A 21,457-nucleotide genomic window follows, 5' to 3' on the forward strand; every position below is an offset into this window, starting at 1 on the left:
TTTACCTCCTTATTCCGAGTTCCCTTTCTTTGAGGATGGTCTTTATTCGAGCTATATCTTTCTTAACTTGTTTGATACTAGAAGAATTTTTTAGTTGTCCAAGTTCGAGTTGAAACCTCAATTGAAATAATTTTTCCTTCAAATTGTTTAATTCTTGATTGAGCTCTTCGTCTGTTAATTCTCTCATCTCAGTTATTCTCATCAGAGCTCCCCTCCTATTTCATATCTTTGAACTATCTTAGTCCTTATCGGTAGCTTGGAGGCGGCATACTCTAAGGCCCTTTTAGCAGTTGCTTCATCGACTCCACCTATTTCAAACATCACTCTTCCCTTCTTTACAACCGCTACCCAACCTTCCACATCACCTTTACCTTTTCCTTGCCTTGTTCCAATTCCTTTAGAAGTTATTGGCTTATCGGGAAAAACGTTAATCCATATATTTCCCGTTCTTTTTAATGTCCTTACCATAGATAACCTACATGCTTCTATCTGTTGAGCGGTTATCCATGAGCTTTCCATCGCTTTTAATCCCCAGTCGCCGAAATGCACCAAACTAGCACCTTTTGTCATTCCTCTGACTGTTCCGCGTTGTTGTTTTCTGTATTTTACTCTTTTAGGCATCAACATTTAGGATTTCCTCCTTTTTACCATTTCTACGATCTTTAACTTGCTTAGCGCCCCTTCGCCCCGCTCCCCACCCATCAGGATGGAAGAAGGAGATCTTCACTACGTTCCCCACCTATAAGGACGGAAGAAGGAGATCTTCACTACGCTTCCCATCCATTTGGAAAGATTATTAAATCAGCGTATCACCATGATAGACCCAAACTTTTATCCCTATGGTACCATATTTAGTTTGAGAATGAACGACAGCGTAATCTATGTTTGATCTCAAGGTTTGAAGAGGCAATCTTCCTTCCATATACCATTCTGTTCTCGCTATTTCGGCACCACCGAGTCTACCAGAAACCATTATTTTCACACCTTTAGCGCCTCTTCTCATGGCATTGGTTATAGCTCTTTTCATTGCAACTTTGTGCGAAACTCTTCTTTGAAGTTGACCGGATACATCTTCAGCTATGAGTTGAGCAACAACGTAAGGATTTTTTACTTCTTCAGCGTAGACTTTAATATTTTTATCCCCTACAATGTTTTTCAAATCGTCTCTAATTTTTTTCATTTCTGCGCCTTTTCGTCCAATCAAAATTCCTAATCTGGCACCATAAATATCTATTCTTATTGACGAATCACTGGGTCTTTCAATTAATATCTCTGAAATTCCAGCAGCTTCGTAATTGGATTTTATATAATCTCTTATTTTTTCATCTTCATGCAAATAATCAGAATAATTCTTTTCGTTAAACCATACAGATTTCCAAGTTTTATTGTTTCCTAACCTGAAACCGTTTGGGTGCACTTTTGATCCCACTTATTTCACCTCACTTTATTTATCAGCACTTTTGTCTCTTACGGTTATATAAATATGGCTCATTCTTTTTTGAAGAATATCTGCTCTTCCATGAGACCTTGGCCATAATCTTTTGAGTCTAGGACCTTCATTCACCATTATCTCAGAAACATAGAGATTTTCAGCGTTTAATCCAAAATTATTTTCAGCATTCGCAATTGCGGACATCAAAGTTTTATATAGTATACGTGCGGATTTTTTTGGACTAAAAGTGAGTATTTGAAGTGCTTCACTTATATCTTTATTCCTTATTGAGTTTGCCATAGATCTAGCTTTTCTAGGTGATATTCTTACATATTTTGTGACTGCTCTTGCTTCAACAATTGGTTCAGAGGCTTCTTTCTCTTTTCTCATTCTGTGATATACAGATCTTTTTACTTTTCTACCATCTTCTTGAACTCTGGAAACATTAGTATTAGTAGCCATGAACTACCCTCCTCAACCTTGCTTTTCTATCTTTCCTTTAACTGCTTTTTTGTCTGGATGTCCTCCAAACCTTCTGGTTGGAGAAAATTCTCCCAATCTGTGACCAATCATTTGTTCAGTTATATAAACCGGTATGTGTTTCATTCCGTTATGAACTGCTATTGTATGTCCAACCATTTCTGGCAGGATCATCGAGGCCCTTGACCAAGTTTTAATAACCTTTTTTTCACCCTTTTCGTTCATCTCTCTAATCTTTTTGATAAGACTTGGATGAACATAAGGACCTTTTTTTAAAGACCTTCCCACCTACTGCACCTCCTTGCTCTTCATTCTAGGTACCTTTAGAAACTCTAAAAGCTTGTTAATAGCGCCCCTTCGCCCAGCTCCCTACCCATAAGGAAGGGGTTTACGGTCCCTTAAACTTCGCTCCCCACGCATAAGGATAAAAATGCTTACTTTACCCTTCTTCTTACTATAAATTTATCGGATTGTTTTTTTCCTCTTCTTGTTTTATACCCTTTAGCAGGGGTTCCCCAAGGAGATTTAGGAATATGACCTTTGCTTCTTCCTTCTCCACCACCCATTGGATGATCTACTGGATTTTGTACCATACCTCTTACTTTGGGTCTTCTTCCTAACCATCTGATTTTTCCTGCTTTACCGTAAACTTCATTGGAGTGGTCTTCGTTCCCTACTACTCCGATGGTAGCCATACAACTTAAACGAACTCTTCTCAACTCACCAGAAGGCATTTTTAAAAGTGCATATTTACCTTCTTTAGCCATTAACTGTGCATAAGTCCCTGCAGATTTTGCTATTTTTCCACCTCTACCTGGTTCAAATTCTATATTGTGCACAAGAGTTCCTAGAGGAATATTCTCCAAAGGTAAGCTGTTACCTACTTTGATTTCAGCTTTTGCACCACTCATTACAGTTTCTCCTACATGTAATCCCTTGGGAGATAATATATACCTTTTTTCTCCATCGGCGTATACCAATAGAGCTATCCTTGCACTTCTGTTAGGATCGTATTCTATTGAAGCAACTTTTGCAGGGATATTTATTTTGTCTCTTTTAAAGTCTATTATTCTGTACTTTCTTTTGTGCCCACCACCTCGATGCCTCATTGTAACTCGACCATAATGGTTCCTTCCACCTGTTTTTTTCAAGGGTTCGAGTAAACTTTTTTCGGGTTCGACTTTTGATAATTCAGAAAAATCAGATGTCGTCATATATCTTCGCGATGGTGTTACAGGTTTGTATTGTTTTAACGCCATTATTTATCCACCTCTCTTACAGACTGCCTTGCAATTCTCTGATTACGTATCCTTCTCCTAATTTAACTATCGCTTTTTTCCATCCTCTTGTATATCCTTCACTTCTTCCCAATCTTTTTGGTTTGGGTTTCATATTCATTACGTACACTTTCTCTACTTTGACTTTGAATATTGTCTCAATGGCTTCCTTTATTTCTGGCTTGGTAGCTTCTTTCATAACTTCAAATGTATATTTGCGTTCTTGCATGAGAGAATAGGTTTTTTCTGTTAAGATCGGCCTAGTAATTATATCATAAGCTTTTTGAAGTTCCATCAGCCGATCACCTCCTCGATTTTATTCACCATTTCCTTGGTAAGCACAATTTTCTCGTTATTTATTAAATCAAATACATTTAAACCGTCTACATTCTTTTTGTTTTGACCAGGGTTATCCGCTATAATTACTTTGACTTTTGGCAAATTTCTTGCAGATAGCTTAAAGTTTTCGTATTGTTCCTGGTGATAAGGAAATAAAAATAAGACCTTTGTATCTTCCATACCAAATTTAGCTAAAATATTTTTTACATCTTTCGTTCTTGGTTTTTCGAATTTAACCTCATCTAAAACAATTAAATTGTTTTCTCTATACCTGACACTCAACGCAGATTTTAAAGCTAGTCTTTTCATTTTTTTGTTGAGATCTTTGTGAAATTCCCTAGGTTTTGGTCCAAAAGTTACTCCACCGTGTCGGAAAAGAGGAGATCTAATTGATCCGGCTCTTGCTCTACCTGTATGCTTTTGAGGCCATGGTTTTCTGCCTCCTCCACTAACTTCACTTCTTGTCTTTGTCGAAGCTGTTCCTGCCCTTTTGTTGGTCAATTGCATATCAACGTATCTATATAGTACATCCATATTTGGGTCTATATTAAAGATTTCGTCTTTAATATCTAACGTGCCAACTTTTTCATTTTGAATATTGTATATATCTATCTGCGACATTTACTAATCAACCTCCCTACTTCGTTTTTGGGCGTTTTGCCTTTACGGCTTCTCTTATTGTTACCAGTCCGCCCCTCGCTCCTGGAACTCCACCTTTGACCGCTATTAGATTATTTTGTACATCAATGTAAACTATCTCTGAGTTTTGAATGGTTACTCTTTCATTTCCGTATTGACCTGGCATCTTTTTACCTTTGAATACTTTTGAAGGAAATGTTGCCATTCCTGTAGATCCTAAACCTCTATGAAATTTTGAACCGTGTGTGTCTTCACCACCTCTAAAATTCCATCTTTTCATAACTCCTGAGTATCCTCTTCCTTTTGAATTGCCTATTAAATCAATCTTTTCTCCTTCAGAAAAAATTGTTACATCAATTTTTTGACCGATTTCGTAATCATCTACGTTGTCTACTCTAAATTCCCTTAAATACCTTAAAGGTTGTACTTGTGCTTTTTTGAAATGACCCATCAATGGCTTGTTTGCTTTTCTTTCTGGTATCTCTTCAAAACCTATCTGTATAGCGTTGTAACCATCTGTTTCTACAGTTTTCTTTTGAACTACCACACATGGTCCAGCTTTGATGACTGTCACCGGGATGGCTTTATCATCTTTAAAAACACGAGTCATTCCAACTTTTTTACCTAAAATACCTTTCATTTTTACACCTCCAGAGCCCGAATGATATCCGTCTTATTTTTTTAAAATTTACAATGACATCAAGCTTTTATGTCTACAGATACTCCCGCTGGAATATTAACTTTCAACAGTTTAGTAACCGTATCGGATGAAGCATTGTATATATATATCACTCTTTTATGAACAACCTTTTCAAATTGTTCCATTGAATATGAATATTTGTGCGGGGACCTTATAACTGAATACACGGTTCTCTTATTTGGCAGTGGAATTGGACCAGAAACTTTAGCTTCGGTATCTTTTACAGCATCGATGATTTTTTTTGAAGATTCGTCGAGTAATCTATGGTCGTATCCTTTCAGCCGTATTTTTATGTACTTATTACTGGCCATATTTTTTTAAAAGCCTCCTTTTAACTCATTAGTAAGGGGAGCTGAAGCTCCCCGTACAATTATACTTTCAGATTTATTATTCAATTATTTCTGTAACAACACCAGCACCTACTGTCCTTCCGCCCTCTCTTATAGCGAATCTCATACCTTCTTCGAGAGCTACAGGATATATCAATTCTACTGTCATATTGATATTGTCGCCAGGCATTACCATCTCTGCACCACTGGAGAATTCTACAAGAGTCCCAGTAACGTCGGCTGTCCTAATATAAAATTGAGGTCTGTAACCTTTAGTGAAAGGTGTGTGTCTTCCTCCCTCTTCCTTTTTCAATACGTATACCTCAGCCTTAAATTTTTTATGTGGAGTGATTGAACCTGGAGCAGCAAGAACCTGACCTCTTTTTACTTCATCTTTTTCTATACCTCTTAAGAGACATCCAACGTTATCTCCTGCTTCACCTTCATCCAATATCTTTCTAAACATCTCAACACCAGTTACAACGGTCTTTTTTGTTTCATAGCTCAAACCAATTATTTCAACTTGATCTCCAGTGTGAACGACACCTCTTTCAATTCTTCCAGTGACAACTGTTCCCCTTCCAGTAATACTGAAAATATCTTCTACGGGCATTAAGAAAGGTTTGTCGATTTCTCTTACTGGATCTGGGAAGTAAGAATCAACCGCATCCATAAGTTCATATATTTTTTGTGTCCAAGGACCATCTGGGTTATCTTCTTCCAACGCCTTTAGGGCTGAACCCCTTATAACAGGAACTTCATCTCCAGGAAATTCATAGCTGTTTAGGAGATCTCTAACTTCCATTTCTACTAAGTCAATTAATTCTTCGTCGTCAACCATGTCAACTTTGTTAATGAATACAACTAAAGCTGGAACGTTAACCTGCCTTGCCAACAACACATGTTCTCTAGTTTGTGGCATAACACCATCTGTTGCGGCTACAACTAAGATAGCTCCATCCATTTGAGCTGCTCCGGTTATCATATTTTTTATGTAGTCCGCATGACCTGGACAATCTATATGTGCGTAATGTCTTTTATCTGTTTGATATTCAACGTGTGAAACGTTGATGGTGATTCCTCTTGCTTTTTCTTCAGGGGCTTTATCTATCATGTCAAAAGGTGTGAAATCTGCCCCACCTTTGTAAGATAAAGCCTTGGTAATAGCAGCGGTTAAAGTTGTTTTCCCGTGGTCAATATGACCGATAGTCCCTACGTTCATGTGAGTCTTTGCCCTAACAAACTTCTCTTTAGCCATTGTTCTATCTCCTCCTTGTAAATTATATTATCAAACTTATTCTCTACTTAATAGTTTTTGAGTTACTTGCTCCGGAACTTCCTCGTAATGAGAAAATTGAATAGAACTTGTTGCCCTTCCTTGAGAAAGAGATCTCATTATGGTGGCATATCCGAATAATTCTGATAATGGAACCTGAGCGTGAACTACTCTGGTATTTGTCCCTCCAACGTTTTCAAAACTTTCTATTCTTCCTCTTCTTGAACTTAAATCTGCAATTATATCTCCCATATATTCTTCTGGAGTAGTAACGTCCACTTTCATGACTGGCTCTAATAAAACAGGCTTAGCTTTTTTTATGGCGTCTTTAAAAGCCATAGATGCAGCTATTTTAAATGCCATTTCTGAAGAGTCAACTTCATGGTAGGAACCATCAAAAACCTCGACTCTAATAGCAACCATCGGATAACCTAGTAAGACTCCATCTTGCATACTTTCTTTTACACCATTTTCTATGGCCGGTATATATTCTCTTGGTATGACTCCTCCTACTATTTTATCGACAAATTCGAATTCTTTTTCACTATTCAAAGGCAGTGGCTCAACTCTAAGTTTAACATGTCCATACTGCCCTCGACCTCCCGTTTGCCTGATATATTTGCCTTCAGCTTCGGATGGGAGTTTAATAGTTTCTTTGTATGCCACACGCGGCTGACCTACTTTAACGTTTACCTTGTATTCTCTTTTAATTCTATCAATTATTATTTCTAAGTGCAATTCTCCCATTCCAGATAATATGGTTTCTCCAGTATCGTGGTCGACGTAGCTTCTTAAACTTGGGTCTTCCTCTGTCAAAGCATTTAGAGCTTTCCCCAATTTAGCTTCATCATCTTTGGTTTCAGGTTCTATAGAAACAGAAATAACAGGTTCTGGGAATTCAAGTTTTTCTAAAACCAAATTGCATTCTTTATCTGAGAGTGTATCACCAGTGGAAGTATCTTTTAAGCCAATTAATCCTACGATGTCTCCAGCCCTTATGTAATCAACTTCTTCCCTTTTGTCGGCATGGAGAAAAACAAGTCTAGATACCCTTTCTGTTTTATTTTTAGTTGTATTAACTACGTAGCTTCCTTTATTTAAAGTACCCGAATAAACTCTAGCAAAAGTTAACTTACCAATAAAAGGATCCGCCATTATTTTAAAAGCCAACGCAAAAAAGTCTCCATCTTCGAATGGAAGAATATCTTTTACGAACTCTCCCGTCGTTCCATCAAAAGCCTTAACAGGAGGCATATCTAAAGGCGAAGGTAGATAATCAATAACTGCATCTAACAAAGGTTGAACTCCTTTGTTTTTAAACGCACTTCCACAAAGAACAGGTACTATTTTGCTTTGTATGGTTGATGTTCTTATGGCTTCTTTTAATTTATCTACAGGAATTTCTTCCTCTTCTATGTAAAGCTCCATTATATTTTCATCAACTTCGGCAACTGCAGCAATTAAGTCTTCTCTCTTAGATTCACAAAAATCTATTAAATTGGACGGAATACTCCTTTTCTCAATTATTTGACCATTTTCATCTGTCCAATAAAGTGCTTCCATAGTTAGTAAATCAACTACACCTTCAAACTCAGCCTCAGAACCAATTGGAACTTGCAAAGCTATAGGATTAGCCCCCAACTTATCTTTCATTGTTTGTATAGCATTAAAAAAATTCGCTCCAATTTTATCCATTTTATTCATAAAGGCGATTCTCGGCACTCTATACCTATCAGCTTGACGCCACACTGTTTCAGATTGTGGCTCGACCCCAACTTGAGCGTCGAAAACAGCAATAGCCCCATCTAAAACACGTAATGATCTTTCTACCTCAACGGTAAAATCAACGTGTCCTGGTGTGTCAATTATATTTATTCTATGATCCTTCCAAAAAGCAGAAGTCGCTGCAGAGGTTATGGTAATTCCTCTTTCTTTTTCTTGCTCCATCCAATCTGTTTCGGTTGTGCCTTCATCAACATTTCCTAATTTGTGTTTTGTCCCCGTATAAAATAAAATTCTTTCGGTAGTAGTTGTTTTTCCTGCATCTATATGAGCAACTATTCCTATATTTCTTATTTTTTCTATGGGGTATAATCTTTCTTTCAAAACAATCCCTCCTACTAAGCTGCTAAACTACCATCTGAAATGTGCAAAAGCTCTGTTTGCTTCAGCCATCCTATGAACGTCTTCTTTCTTTTTCACAGAAGGTCCCGTATTGTTGTAGGCGTCTATCAGTTCTTGAGATAATTTACTAACCATATCTCTGCCTTTTTTTGATTGTGCAGAGGTAACTATCCATCTTATTGCTAAAGATGTGGCTCTGTTTTCCGGTACTTCAAAAGGTACTTGATATGTTGAACCCCCCACCCTTCTTGATCTTACTTCTACCACAGGTTTAACATTATCTATCGCTTTATGAAAAGCCTCTATTGGATTTTCTTTTGTAGCTTCAGCCAACCTCTCCAAAGCAGAATACACTATTTGTTGTGCTAAAGATTTTTTTCCATCATACATCAACCTGTTTATAAATTTGGAAAGTAAAATATCCCCATAAATAGGATCTGGAACTATGTTTCTTTTTTCAGCAGTTCTTCTTCTCATTCAGTAAAGAGCCTCCTTATTAAGCCTTGGGTTTTTTGGTACCGTATTTACTTCTACCTTGTTTTCTACCTTCAACACCGGCAGCATCCAAAGTCCCTCTGATTATCTTATACCTAACACCAGGTAAGTCTTTTACCCTTCCACCTCTTACCAAAACGTTAGAGTGTTCTTGTAGGTTATGACCTTCTCCAGGTATATAACAAGTTACTTCGATTCCATTCGATAGCTTAACCCTTGCAATCTTCCTTAAAGCTGAATTAGGTTTTTTCGGGGTCATAGTTGAAACCCTTACACAAACACCTCGTTTTTGAGGGTTACCTCGTAATGCAGGAGATTTGGTCTTTTTCTTTACAGATGTTCTTCCGTACCTTATTAATTGATTAATCGTTGGCACTTAGATTTCTCTCATTTCAAGGGAAGCCATTAAATAAATGCCCTCAAAAATGAGAGTTCACCTCCTTCTGCTTTATTTTAATTTATATTAGTGTAATATATATTTTTCGTATATTTGAAAAAATAAGAAAACGCCAGTGGATATTTTACATTATTGGACCTTAATTAAAAATTAATTAAATATAACAATTTAAATAATTTACGGTTATTTATATTTGATTTTCAAACGATTGACCGTTTCCTCCGGAATTTTTTTGATAAAATCGTTTTCTTTTTTTACAAAATAAAATGAATTTTTTAGATACGGGTTGGTTGTACCGGTTAGCTGTTTCAAAATGTATAATTCATTCTTTGCTCTTGTTATGGCAACATAGAAGAGCCTTTCTTCTTCATCTAATTTTTGTTCTTTAATTGCAAGTCCGTTGGGAAAATCTCCTGGATTCACCGATATGAGAATAACTACTTTCCATTCCAATCCCTTAGCCCCATGAATCGTTGTGAGCGTTAACTTATTCTCATCTTTATCCCTACTCGCAGGTATTACTCCTATCTCTTCACTAAGCGTCAAATCTTCTATAAAAGCACTTACTGAATCATAACGACTGGCAATTTCACTGAATCTTTCAATATCCATGTTCCTTGATTTAGAATCTGCATAAGTTAAGAAAGAATATTCTTGGTAGAAATCTTTATAAATGGTATCTATCAACTCATCAGGACTACTTTCTTTATTATCGAAAAGTTTTGTTAATAACTCCAAGGGTGTTTTGAACTTATTTATTTCAGTTTCCTTCAATATATTTGAGATGTTATCGTTTTCTTCTCCTTGACCCCGCTCGGGGCTTTTCCCTATTCCAGTTTCAATCTCTTCATAGATCTTAGATGCAGTTTTGTTACCAATTCCAGGAAATAATTTTAAAATCCTACTCCACGAAATCTTATCTAAAGGATTGTTTAATACCTTTAAAAAAGCCAATATATCTTTTATATGTGCCGTTTCGATGAATCTCAATCCTGATAGTATTCTGTAAGGGATACCTTTTGAATCCAATTTTTGTTGTAACACCATAGATAACGAATGCGATCTATATAGCACAGCGATATCTTTATAATCTAAACCTTCTTTTAATTTATCTTCTATGATTTTGACTACGGCATCTGCTTGTTCCAAATCGTCAAAAGTTTCCACAACGAAAGGTTTTAAATAACTTTTTCTCTTAGGTTTAAGGACTTTAGGAACAGAATTAGAAGGTATTAGGTGATTAATCAAACCAACTATATCAGAGGTACTTCTGTAATTACTTTGTATTTTAAAAACCTTTGTTCTTTCATCTTCTATAAAATCTTTTACGTTTTTAAATAAAGCTCCTCTGAATGAATATATACTTTGAGAATCGTCTCCAACAACTATCAGATTCCCATGAGCCGATGATAAAGCCTCAACCAATTCTATTTGAATTTTGTTGGTATCTTGAAATTCGTCAACTAAAACATATTTAAATTGGCTTGAACACTTGTTTAGTACTTCTGGATGAGTTTTGAATAAAACTAAAGTATTTACTAACAGATCATCATAGTCCATTGCATTCATATCTTTTTTTAATTGGATATATATACTCCATATTTGCTCAATATCTCTTTCAAAATTCAACAAATATGGGGCTCTTTCAAGTATTGATTCTCTTAAAGAGGTCAATGTGTTACATGAATAGCTTATAATTTTCATTATTACTTCTTCTTTTGGAAGCTTGTAATTATCACTGATTTCTTTGATGTACTCGCTTTTAGCCATTTTTAACAAATCTTTTGAATCTTCTTTGTCGAGGATGCTGTAATTATTTTTATAGTCTAAAAGCGTGGCGTACTTTCTAAGAATAGAATTACATACATGATGGAATGTACCAGCTAGCATTTTATCTATATTTCTATTGGTAACATTCTTTACCCTTTCTATCATTTCCCTTGCCGCAGCCCTGGTGAAGGTGACTAATAAAATATTTTCAGGTTCAACTCCATTATTCAACAAATAAGCAATTTTATAGGTTATTACTCTAGTTTTACCAGAGCCAGGACCCGCAACTATTATCGATCTTCCTTCTGATTTTATGACAGCTTCTCTTTGTTCTTCATCCAACTCATTTTCGAATAAAGATGACGGGCTTCCGCCACTTAAGGAGGGGAATTTTTCCTTGACCCCGTTCGGTGTGTTTCCTTGAACTCCCTTCGGGGTGTTCTCCTCAACCTCGTTCGGGGTGTTTCCTTGAACCCCCTTCGGGGTGTTTTTTTCTCCCAAAAAGAGGAAATCATTCCCCTTGTTTTTCGCCATTTATTTCCACTCCCGTTATATGTCCTTCTTTTCTATCATATCGCTTATTTCTTTTAATTGCAAGCTTCTGGAGGGATGCCTTAACTTCCTTAAGGCTTTTACTTCAATCTGCCTTATCCTTTCTCTTGTTACGTTGAAGAAGTTTCCAACCTCTTCCAGTGTTTTCATTTTACCGTCAAGCAAGCCATATCTCATTTTTAACACCGTAGCTTCCTTGGGCCTTAAAGATTCCAAAACTTTTTCAATTTCTTCTTTAAGTATCATTCTCACCGCAATTTCCTCTGGTTGATCAGCTTCAGAGTCCTCTAAAAAATCACCTATATAAGCTTCTTCATCATCAGAACCACTTATTGGTGCATCAACGGAAATGATCTCTTTAGTTGCCAATAAAATTTCATCCATTTTTTCTAAAGGTTTATCCAGTAATTCTGCTAACTTTTCGGTAGAGGGGTATTCACCTGTTTCTTGGAGGTGTTTTCTAATAACTATGTTCATCCTGTTTATAGATTCAACCAAATGAACAGGTATTCTAATTGTTCTAGCTTGATCGGCTATAGCTCTGGTGATAGCTTGCCTAACCCACCAAGTAGCATAGGTTGAGAATTTAAAGCCTCTTTTCCAGTCAAATTTTTCTACGGCTCTAATTAAACCTATATTCCCCTCTTGAATCAAATCCAAAAAGGTTAATCCTCTTCCTGTGTATCTTTTGGCTATACTAATCACCAATCTTAGATTTGCCTTCACCAATTCGTCTTTGGCTTTTTTGTCGCCTTTCTTAGCTCTTATAGCAAGCTGCCTTTCCCTGGAGGGAGTTAAAAGTTTGATTCCCCCTATTTCTCTCAAATAAATCTTTATGGGTTCATTTACGGCAGAGTTGTCGAATATCTGAGATTCCCTTTCTTGAAAAAGCTCCTCTAACCCATCGTTAAAAAATTCTTCTTCCTCTTGGATTTGGTCCTCTTGGGAGGATTCTATAATTTCTATCCCTTCTGATTCGAGCTTTTCATGGATCTTATCTAAAAAGCTGCCGTCAATCACATCAGATAAGTTATGAGGTATGCATTCATCTATATCTCGATAAGTTATGGTATTGTTCTTCTCTTTAGCTATTTCAATAAGTTTTTCTAAACCTCTCTCAAGTTCTTCTATATAACATTCTTTGTCTCTTTTAACCCTTATTTTATCTTGATCAACGATCTCAATTTTTTCAATTTCTTCTATTAATTCTGAAAAATCCACCTTTTTCTCAAGCTTTTCCATAAAAAAATCTGCAGGGGACTCACCACTTTAATGGTGAGAGGAACGCAGAATCTTTCCTCCTTTTAAGATATTTGATATCCATAACCGTCATTTTTTTGTAGTAATGTAAGATATTTTGGATGTACATCACCAACACCATTTAATAAAAAGCTTGGCCTATGTCGTATTGCAATGCGTCCAATATGGATACCCATATTTTTTCCTTTTGGTATAACTGCCAACACTATATCGCCTGTTTTGTATCCCATATATGTTCGTTCTTTTGGGCGATAACTCTTTGGAAACCCATACTTATCTACAAAACACATTCTACGCATTCCATGACCCATTGCTTTGATCTCTAAAACTTGCATATCAGGTTCAATTTGAACGTTTTGACCACTTTCTCCAACACAAGCTGCATCTATCCAATGCTTTTTAGGATAGTTTTGTGTCTCACGATTGTACTTTGTTCGTCCTCCTGTTCCAACTTCAATAGGTAATTCTTCCTTACCTGCCGTGAGGCTGTTTCCTCGTAATTGATTGAATATATACCAACGTGTAGCATTGAGTGCTGCTGTATCTTTGAGTGGTCTCTTTGATTCTGATTTGATCTGTTTCAGCCTTTCTGGATTATTTGTTAAAAATTCTTCAATTGATTGATTACCTTTCTTCTGATTGCATTCGTGGCAAGCTAATGTAAGGTTACTTATCCTGTCACTTCCACCTTTAGATTTAGGTACGATATGTTCTATTTCTAACGGTACATTCTCTTTACCACAATATACACATTTCCTACCCCATTTCTCAAGAAGGTACTCTTTTATTTCGTATCCATACAACGTTCCTCGTTGATACTCTATTCCATTAATTTCTGGATCTTGTAGTTTTTGAGTATCAAAACGTACTAATTCCAATGAAATACCTGTAATTGGTGAAAAGCGTCGAATACGTTTAATCCATGTGAGTATATTTTCTACACGGCTTATAAGACTAGGTGGTAACCAACCTTTTGAACGTTTTCTGTTGTCAAACCTTGCTATACGATACCTTATCTTTCGGTTTCTTCGTGAACGTCTTACACCTCTACGAGTATCTAATGCTTTTTTGATACTTTGACCTCTGTGATGAATCTCAGCACCCCAAATTACTTTCTTACCGTTCTTAAAATCGCCTACTAAAGTAACTCCAGTGATCTTACTTCCAGGATCGATCTTAACCTGTATAGGTTGCGTGTCGCCACCTTCACGTTCTTTCAGAATAATCGTGAATGGATGGTATCGAAATACTGCTGCTTTTCCTTTTTTCAATAACTCTCTTGCCCTAGCAGAATGACATGGCATAAGCGGTTGTTTGTTTTTATCAAGCACAAAAACTCGTTGTACAGATCTCTTTTCCATGGAAGTTACCTTCCTCTCCCTTTCAGGTTAAAGTGAGCCTCGCCAATGTTATTCTGGCTTTTTACGTTCAACACACTGGTTTCAACCCCGTATACCTGTTTAGTGTTGAACGACAGGGCATGGAACTGGCTCCAGCATTCCAAGGTGTCATGACCAGAATAACGTAGTCTTCCAACTTTGCCGTGAGGCTGTTTTCGGACTTAGGCTGGTCAACTCCGAGGCTTCAAGCCTCCGTCTTTAGACGGGGGTAGTTGACAGGGAACGTTATTAGATCGCTTAATAAACAAATAAAATTCTAATTTTAAAGTGTGTAATATACTATTCAATTGACTATTTTTAATTTTGAATAAAGTTGTATGATTTGAGACGTAATATTCGTCTTTTCCGAAAGATCTTTTGTTTCATGAAGTTTTTTCTTCAACTCTTCTATTTGTTCATTTATTTTTGTTCTCCTAATACTTTCTTTTAAAGAAGAAAGAATCCTCTCAGGATTAAAAAAATATTCAATCTTCCAAACCTCTACTATCAATTCACTTAGTTCTTTTGAAGAATTTTCAAGTAGAAACCCAATATCTGAACTTTGTGAGGTTAAAGTAAAAAATTCTTTGAGCAACTGACTAGAAAAATCTTCCTCGCTGAAATAATTTTTGAGTATCTCTCTATAGTGAGGATATTTAATCCATAGGTATAAATAAGATTTCGCAATATCGTATCTTATATCCTTTTCTACGTAAAGAGTATCTTTCGTTTGAGAATTAGACTCATTTGAAGCAGAACTTACAGGTATTAGTGCAGAAGTTCTTTCTAGTATTTTTTGAATATACTCGGTACCTTTTCCCGTTTTTTTTGAAATATTTTCAATAAAACTTTGTAAATAACTTATTCTTCCAACATCTTCAAATTTTTTGTACCATCTTGACATCTCTTTTAAGTATTTCTCTAAAGCAAATTCATTACTTAAATCGTATTTTTCTGAATAATAATCAACGATGAACTCATGAAATTTGTAGGAGTTTTTTAATATTTCGGCGATGTATTTGTTATCGTGCTTCTTGGTTAGTTCGTCAGGATCTTTAGTAGGATACTTTGAAACTGCTATTTGGAAATCCTTAGCAAATAAAGCATCTATGGTGGATAAAGTGGCTTTTTGACCAGATTCATCCATATCGTACATCGTAATTACTTTGTTAGTTGCTTTCAACAATTCAACGGCGTGATCTTTTGTAAAGGCAGAACCTAAAATACCCACAACATTTTTGAAATCTAATTTGTACATGGAAATTACATCAAAGTAGCCTTCAACCAGTATTACAAAATCATTTTCTTTTATGAATTTTTTGTTTTTATGATACCCGTAAAGTATTTTAGATTTTTTAAAAAACTTATTTTCAGGAGTATTCAGATACTTGGGTGCATTCGTGTCTTCTTCTATTTGCCTACCTGCAAAGCCAACTAGCTCTCCATCATTGTTTCTTATTGGGATAATTAAACGATTATAAAAAAACTCTTTTTCTCCATTGATCAACAAACCAGTATTCTTTGCAATGTCTTTATCAAAAAGATTTTCTTCGATCACTTTTTGAATTTCTGAGCCCGTGGCAAACCCTAATTCAAATTCTTCTACTAACTCTCTAGTTATCTCTCTCTTTTTCAAATACTGCCAAACTTTATGATTAGAAGAGAGGTTGAGAAGATTATAGTTATAAAGTTTGGAAACTTCTTCATTAAAAATTATCTCCACAGGTTTTTCTTTTTGAGTTATATCTAATTCAATTCCCGCATAAGTAGCTATTTTTTTTAAGGCATCCAAAAAACTAATTTGTTCATACTTTTCCAAAAAAGTGATCACATCACCATGAGCTCCACATCCAAAGCAATGGAAGGTTTGGGTTTCAGGAAATATATAAAAAGATGGGGTATCTTCTGCATGAAAGGGGCATAAAGCTGTGTAATTTTTTCCCCTTTTAGAAAGAGACAAATAAGAATTGACGAAATCAACTATATCAACTTTATTTTTAATTTCGTCAATTACTTTTTTCAGACTATCATAATTTCTGCTCATAAACTTCACTATTCCTTAAAAATACGAAACAGATAAAACAGTACTCATCTTTTTGAAAATTGAGCTCTTTTTCTAGCTTTTCTCAAACCATATTTCTTTCTTTCTACTTCTCTTGGATCTCTAGTTAAGAGACCTTCTTTCTTCAAAATAGGTCTGAAGGATTCATCGTAGGAAAGTAAAGCCCTGGCAATTCCAAGTCTAATGGCACCAGCTTGGCCACTCAATCCTCCACCATTAACCCTTATAACTAAATCAAATTGTCCATTTGTAGATGTGACGGTGAGTGGTTTTAAAGCTTCTATTTCCCATACCTCGTTGCCTCTTAAATATTCTACCAAACTTTTGTATTCTTTTCCATTTATTTTTATCTTACCGTTGCCTGGCCTTAAATGTACCCTTGCCACGGCTGTTTTTCTTCTCCCGGTACCGTAATATTCGATAAGTTCTGCCATTCGAATACCTCCTGATTAAATATTTTCTATTTTTATCTCTTTTGGATTCTGAGCTTGGTGTGGATGATCAGGACCAACATATACCTTTAGTTTCTTCATCATATGCTTGGCTAAAATAGTTTTGGGCATCATACCTTTTACAGCTAGCTGAATTATCCTTTCAGGGTGCTTACTTTGCATCTGTTCAAAAGAAATTTCCTTGAGCCCTCCAGGATAACCACTGTATCTTCTGTAAATTTTGTTTTCTTTTTTGTCCTTCGAAAGTTTTATTTTTTCCGCATTCACTACAACAACAAAATCTCCACTATCTATATATGGAGTATAGGTCGGTTTGTGTTTCCCCTGTAGTATTTTTGCAATCCTCGATGCTAGTCTTCCTAGTGTGTAGTCTTTTGCATCGATCAAGAACCATTCTCTTTTTATGTCTTCTTTCTTAGCGGTATATGAAGGCTGCACTAATTTAGAATTCATTTCAAAAACCTCCTCATTCTTCTGATTTTGTTTGAGCGAAACTAGTTATTTTAGTTTTTTTCAATAAAAAATGTGAAATAGACGAATCTACAAAAAACTTAATGAAATTAAACAATAGAACTAGTAAAAAAAACAATTGCAAACTTATGCCTATGTTGCTAACGAATTGTGATGTTGGTTGATTAGTATAAACTGGTATCGCTACAAAATAATTCAACCCGTACGCTACAACCCCCGTCAGTAAAGAAGAAATTACGTAATTGATCCAGTTGTTCAACTTAACAAAATTTTTTAATAGATACAACGTCGTTATAAAAGCGGTTCCAGCTATAAAATTCATCAATATGCCGATTAAACCACCATCACCAGCTCTAAAAATAAATAAAAAGCTTTTTATTACAAGGGTGAAAAAACCCGGGAAAAAACCATAGCCCATTGTAACCAAAATAATCAAACTGTCACTGGGATCGAATTTTAGAAACGGCAACAAAGGTATTATTGGAAATTCTATAAAAGTTAAAAGAAATGAAAGTGCCCCAAAAATCCCGACAATTGCTACTCTTCTACCATGCATAAACGAATCAGTCCTTTAGGGCATAAACATCTACAAACTTCCTGTTGTTTTTTGTTTTAAACTTAACGACACCGTCTATTTTAGCAAATATTGTGAAGTCTCTTCCTATTCCAACGTTTTCTCCAGGATGAATTTTAGTGCCTCTTTGCCTAACAATTATGGTACCGGCTCTAATTTTTTTCCCGTCAGAAGCCTTCACTCCAAGATACTTGGGGTTACTATCTTTTTTATTTACATCAGAACTTTTTTTGGCAAAAAGTTGTAAATCTATTTTCATAATCTTATCTAACCTCCACTTTGAGATTTCTTGGGTAATCTTTAGATATGGCAACCAAACTTTTTAGCAAGTAATCTAATAACAAATTGGAGAGGTGAGTTTCTTGCTTGAGCGTAATCTTTAAATAACCCTCTCTTTTCTCGATATGACCTAAACTTTCATTTTTTAGAATTTCAGCAACAAATTGAGTTAATACACTGACAGCGCTACAAACTATATCGTTACCAAAAGAAGAAAATTCAGCATGTCCAAAAATTTCTACACTGGGTCTTTCAGAATTGTTATAAATTGCCGTAATCATTGGCGTTATCCTTCAATTTCTTTTATTTTTAGAGCAGTATACTCTTGCCTATGACCTTTTTCTCTTCTATAATTTTTTCTTCCTTCAAATTTGATTATTTTTACCTTCCTATCTTTTCCATGCTCTACAACTTCGGTAATCACTTTTGCTCCCTCAACATAAGGTTTCCCAGCTTTCTTTTCTTCTTCTTTACTTAGATAAATAACTTTGTCTAATACTACCTCGTTACCTGGATCCACATCTTTTACTTTTTCAGTGTAAATCACTTGATCTTTTTCTACCTTGTATTGTTTACCATTAAAATAAACTATAGCGTACACTTTTGCACCTCCGATCTCTCAAAATTTTCTAAAATCCATTTGCCTATTTTACCATCTAAATAAACGGGTAGTATTAATTAATTGTTAATTTTAAAAAAATAAAACTAGACATTTTTTACTATAAGAACTTTTCGATTACTTCAGCTTGATCAGGATATATGTATTTTATTTGATTATAAATTTCCAGTAATTGTGTTTGCTTATCCTCATCAATAGTAATGCTGTTCAAGTAACTTTCCAAATCGTAACCGTTTTGAATGAAGGAAAATGGTTCTTGAAAGAAATCCGTCAGATTCTCTTTTTTCCATTGCTCGATTTCTTTCGCCACATCAGGATAAAGATATTGAATTTCTCTCAAGGCTTCATTTATCTTTTTTTCAAGTTCTTTAAACGGATAATCTAACTTGACCGAATTTAAATATCCCACGATGTTTCCTCCTGTGGAAACGAAATCAATAGGGCTTTCAAAAAAAGAAATACTTTCTTGTATACTTTTTAAACTCAGATAAACATAAACCTCTTCACTTTGACCATAATAAAGTAAAGAAGTGGCAATTTCTCTTGCCCAGGGAACTGCGTTGTACGAAGATAAAAGATCTTCTCCTTTAACCATAGTGGACAACACCTCACTACCGGTGTAACCCATAAACCATGCTGATAAATCAGAAGTTCCAGTTTTACCATGTAAATCTAAATCTAAGACGTTTGCTCTTTGACCTGTTCCTTCCAGTACGACTTTTCTCATCAAAGTATTCATTGTGGCATATGAATCATTGGAAACACCTTCAATTTTTCTTTCAACATTTGGATATCTTTTATATATTAAATTCCCTTTCTTATCGTAAACTTCTGAAATTATGTACGATGATGGAATGATACCGTAATTTGGGAAGATTGAATAAGCTTTTGTGAACTCGTATGGACTTGTCTCTAAAGTTCCCAACGCTAAAGTTAAATCATTCGGATATTTACCTTGAACTCCTACTACATTTGAAAGAAAATTTTTAATAGTTTCTATAGACCTTTGAGGAGATATATCTATATGAGAAGCAAGGTAGATCGATGGAATGTTTATAGAATCGACTAACGCTTCTTCTAAAGTGACCGTTCCTCTATATGTTTTATCAAAGTTTTCTGGAGCCCAATCACCAAATTTCATAGGCTGATCGGGAAGTGTTGTATCTTTATCATAGCCATTTTCCAAAGCCAAAAGATAATAAAATGGTTTAATAGCAGAACCAACCTGTTGTTGAGAATAAAAAACATCGTATTCTCCACCCCAAAAACTTAATATCTCACCTGTTTTGTTGTTGATAACAATTGCGGAGGTTGATGAGTCTACAGTAACAGTATCAAATAGATTTTTATTAAAGGTGGTCTTTACAGTATAACCACCTCCTTTTAAACCTATAGCTTCTTCCTCCGCTTTGATTCTATAAATTAAATTTAAATACCTTTCATCGTAAGTCTGAGGATAAAAAACCATCTTATTTATTTTTTCTTTAACGTCGTCTTTTTCTTCCATTATGAAATTGTTAGGCAACGAATTTAAAACTATCATCCCCTGATTTTTAGCTCTTTCTGGGTATTTATAGGGATTGTAAACTTCTGGTCCGTTTATGATCCCTATTAAAACTAGCATCTCTTCATAACTTAAATTTTGTAGCTCTTTTCCGTAATATCTTTCCGCTGCAGCCCCAAATCCTGAAATGTCGTTCCCCAAATAAACACTGTTCATATAAGCTTCCAAAATTTCTTCTTTGGTATAAGACCGTTCCAGAAAAAAAGCAAGCATAATATCCATTATTTTCCTCTTAATAGTTCTTTCATTTGTAAGGTAAACAGTTTTAGCAAGCTGTTGAGTTAGTGTACTCCCACCTTGAACTATAGAAAAGTTCTTTATATTTGTTAATGCTGCTCTGGTTAAAGACTTAACATTGATTCCATTATGTTCGTAAAACTCCCTATCTTCCGTCCACAAAAGGAAGTATATTAATTCTGGAGGCATCTCGTCTAACTTAACATACTTGTATTTTGTAGAAAGTATTTGTTCTCCATTATCGAATAGATAAGTGTTGTACTTTGGATCAACAAGAAAAATAGATGTAGAATCGTTGTAATAATCGTATACATAGAAGAATAAAGCTAAAAAAATTACCATTCCGGTAAAAAAGCCTATAATGAAACTCTTTATAAAAAAACACCTCCACTTGTTTGCAGCCTTATGCAAAAAGTTTTTTGCTGCTTTATGCAAAATGGTTCTTTATAATGCCTTAGAACTAACTTCCAAATTCTCATTTGCGAAGCAAATGATGTACGGGGATCTTAAGGGGGTCACCCCTTAACGCTTAAGGATATCATACCATATTTTGATTTATATTTTTTGAAAATTTGAGTAATAAATTATATTATAAAAAATATTTTGCTTGTTTTTCCAAATAAAAAATGTTAAAATAATGGTGAAAGAATTTATAAGTACAACAAATTTCTCATAAAAGTTAAAAAATAGCAATTAAATTGATAAAAAACAAAAATGCTTATGTAATCCTTAAAAGTATAATAGTTTTTG

At 35.2% G+C, this 21,457-nt stretch carries 25 protein-coding genes; all 25 read right to left on the minus strand.

Annotated features, from left to right (window positions below; all coding sequences use genetic code 11):
- Window position 1: 1 nt before the first annotated feature.
- Window positions 2-202, minus strand: coding sequence for a 50S ribosomal protein L29 (gene rpmC / locus BZ25_RS09955; RefSeq protein ID WP_012208609.1), 201 nt, complete (start codon window positions 200-202; stop codon window positions 2-4).
- Entirely contained in the window at window positions 202-627 is a 426-nt protein-coding gene (gene rplP / locus BZ25_RS09960) for a 50S ribosomal protein L16 (RefSeq protein ID WP_103065576.1), read from the minus strand. The genes rpmC and rplP overlap by 1 nt, the downstream gene beginning before the upstream one ends.
- 169 nt (window positions 628-796) lie before the next feature.
- Entirely contained in the window at window positions 797-1,429 is a 633-nt protein-coding gene (gene rpsC / locus BZ25_RS09965; protein WP_012208611.1) for a 30S ribosomal protein S3, read from the minus strand.
- A gap of 15 nt (window positions 1,430-1,444) precedes the next feature.
- On the minus strand, window positions 1,445-1,894 hold the full coding sequence (gene rplV / locus BZ25_RS09970; protein ID WP_012208612.1) for a 50S ribosomal protein L22: 450 nt from the start codon (window positions 1,892-1,894) through the stop codon (window positions 1,445-1,447).
- A 12-nt stretch (window positions 1,895-1,906) separates the two neighbouring features.
- Window positions 1,907-2,200, minus strand: a complete 294-nt coding sequence (rpsS, locus tag BZ25_RS09975) for a 30S ribosomal protein S19 (protein ID WP_012208613.1) — start codon at window positions 2,198-2,200, stop codon at window positions 1,907-1,909.
- A 146-nt stretch (window positions 2,201-2,346) separates the two neighbouring features.
- Window positions 2,347-3,171: a 50S ribosomal protein L2 gene (gene rplB / locus BZ25_RS09980; RefSeq protein WP_103065578.1), complete on the minus strand. Its 825-nt coding sequence runs from the start codon at window positions 3,169-3,171 to the stop codon at window positions 2,347-2,349.
- Between the two features lie 16 nt (window positions 3,172-3,187).
- Window positions 3,188-3,484, minus strand: a complete 297-nt coding sequence (gene rplW, locus BZ25_RS09985) for a 50S ribosomal protein L23 (protein WP_012208615.1) — start codon at window positions 3,482-3,484, stop codon at window positions 3,188-3,190.
- On the minus strand, window positions 3,484-4,149 hold the full coding sequence (gene rplD / locus BZ25_RS09990) for a 50S ribosomal protein L4 (RefSeq protein ID WP_121514867.1): 666 nt from the start codon (window positions 4,147-4,149) through the stop codon (window positions 3,484-3,486). Before rplD ends, rplW begins: the two co-directional genes overlap by 1 nt.
- 16 nt (window positions 4,150-4,165) lie before the next feature.
- Window positions 4,166-4,807: a 50S ribosomal protein L3 gene (rplC, locus tag BZ25_RS09995; protein WP_121514868.1), complete on the minus strand. Its 642-nt coding sequence runs from the start codon at window positions 4,805-4,807 to the stop codon at window positions 4,166-4,168.
- 59 nt (window positions 4,808-4,866) lie between these two features.
- On the minus strand, window positions 4,867-5,178 hold the full coding sequence (gene rpsJ / locus BZ25_RS10000) for a 30S ribosomal protein S10 (RefSeq protein ID WP_121514869.1): 312 nt from the start codon (window positions 5,176-5,178) through the stop codon (window positions 4,867-4,869).
- 76 nt (window positions 5,179-5,254) lie between these two features.
- Window positions 5,255-6,454, minus strand: coding sequence for an elongation factor Tu (gene tuf, locus BZ25_RS10005; RefSeq protein ID WP_121514870.1), 1,200 nt, complete (start codon window positions 6,452-6,454; stop codon window positions 5,255-5,257).
- A 36-nt stretch (window positions 6,455-6,490) separates the two neighbouring features.
- Window positions 6,491-8,578 carry an elongation factor G gene (gene fusA / locus BZ25_RS10010; RefSeq protein WP_012208620.1) on the minus strand — a complete coding sequence of 696 codons (2,088 nt, stop codon included), beginning with the start codon at window positions 8,576-8,578 and terminating at the stop codon, window positions 6,491-6,493.
- Window positions 8,579-8,605: 27 nt separating this feature from the next.
- Entirely contained in the window at window positions 8,606-9,073 is a 468-nt protein-coding gene (gene rpsG, locus BZ25_RS10015; RefSeq protein WP_012208621.1) for a 30S ribosomal protein S7, read from the minus strand.
- 19 nt (window positions 9,074-9,092) lie between these two features.
- On the minus strand, window positions 9,093-9,467 hold the full coding sequence (rpsL, locus tag BZ25_RS10020) for a 30S ribosomal protein S12 (RefSeq protein ID WP_012208622.1): 375 nt from the start codon (window positions 9,465-9,467) through the stop codon (window positions 9,093-9,095).
- Window positions 9,468-9,671: 204 nt separating this feature from the next.
- Complete coding sequence (locus BZ25_RS10025) at window positions 9,672-11,792, minus strand: ATP-dependent helicase (RefSeq protein WP_103065585.1); 2,121 nt, start codon at window positions 11,790-11,792, stop codon at window positions 9,672-9,674.
- Between the two features lie 15 nt (window positions 11,793-11,807).
- The gene (locus BZ25_RS10030; protein WP_012208624.1) at window positions 11,808-13,052 is read right to left on the minus strand and encodes a sigma-70 family RNA polymerase sigma factor; all 1,245 of its coding nucleotides are present in this window, start codon (window positions 13,050-13,052) and stop codon (window positions 11,808-11,810) included.
- Window positions 13,053-13,114: 62 nt separating this feature from the next.
- Window positions 13,115-14,431, minus strand: a complete 1,317-nt coding sequence (gene iscB / locus BZ25_RS10035; protein ID WP_121567552.1) for an RNA-guided endonuclease IscB — start codon at window positions 14,429-14,431, stop codon at window positions 13,115-13,117.
- Window positions 14,432-14,753: 322 nt separating this feature from the next.
- Window positions 14,754-16,493: a DNA primase gene (dnaG, locus tag BZ25_RS10040; protein ID WP_012208626.1), complete on the minus strand. Its 1,740-nt coding sequence runs from the start codon at window positions 16,491-16,493 to the stop codon at window positions 14,754-14,756.
- A gap of 44 nt (window positions 16,494-16,537) precedes the next feature.
- Window positions 16,538-16,945 carry a 30S ribosomal protein S9 gene (gene rpsI, locus BZ25_RS10045; protein ID WP_012208627.1) on the minus strand — a complete coding sequence of 136 codons (408 nt, stop codon included), beginning with the start codon at window positions 16,943-16,945 and terminating at the stop codon, window positions 16,538-16,540.
- 15 nt (window positions 16,946-16,960) lie between these two features.
- Window positions 16,961-17,416, minus strand: coding sequence for a 50S ribosomal protein L13 (gene rplM / locus BZ25_RS10050; RefSeq protein WP_012208628.1), 456 nt, complete (start codon window positions 17,414-17,416; stop codon window positions 16,961-16,963).
- 13 nt (window positions 17,417-17,429) lie between these two features.
- Window positions 17,430-17,990, minus strand: coding sequence for an ECF transporter S component (locus BZ25_RS10055; RefSeq protein ID WP_012208629.1), 561 nt, complete (start codon window positions 17,988-17,990; stop codon window positions 17,430-17,432).
- 7 nt (window positions 17,991-17,997) lie between these two features.
- A complete protein-coding gene (gene rpmA / locus BZ25_RS10060; RefSeq protein ID WP_012208630.1) occupies window positions 17,998-18,267 on the minus strand; it encodes a 50S ribosomal protein L27 in 270 nt (89 codons plus the stop codon).
- A 4-nt stretch (window positions 18,268-18,271) separates the two neighbouring features.
- The gene (locus BZ25_RS10065) at window positions 18,272-18,568 is read right to left on the minus strand and encodes a ribosomal-processing cysteine protease Prp (RefSeq protein WP_121514873.1); all 297 of its coding nucleotides are present in this window, start codon (window positions 18,566-18,568) and stop codon (window positions 18,272-18,274) included.
- A gap of 5 nt (window positions 18,569-18,573) precedes the next feature.
- The gene (gene rplU / locus BZ25_RS10070; protein ID WP_012208632.1) at window positions 18,574-18,888 is read right to left on the minus strand and encodes a 50S ribosomal protein L21; all 315 of its coding nucleotides are present in this window, start codon (window positions 18,886-18,888) and stop codon (window positions 18,574-18,576) included.
- A gap of 118 nt (window positions 18,889-19,006) precedes the next feature.
- On the minus strand, window positions 19,007-21,049 hold the full coding sequence (locus tag BZ25_RS10075) for a transglycosylase domain-containing protein (RefSeq protein WP_147429948.1): 2,043 nt from the start codon (window positions 21,047-21,049) through the stop codon (window positions 19,007-19,009).
- Between the last annotated feature and the right edge of the window lie 408 nt (window positions 21,050-21,457).

Source organism: Petrotoga sp. Shatin.DS.tank11.9.2.9.3, assembly GCF_003665005.1.
In the GTDB taxonomy this organism is placed as follows: Bacteria; Thermotogota; Thermotogae; order Petrotogales; family Petrotogaceae; genus Petrotoga; species Petrotoga mobilis.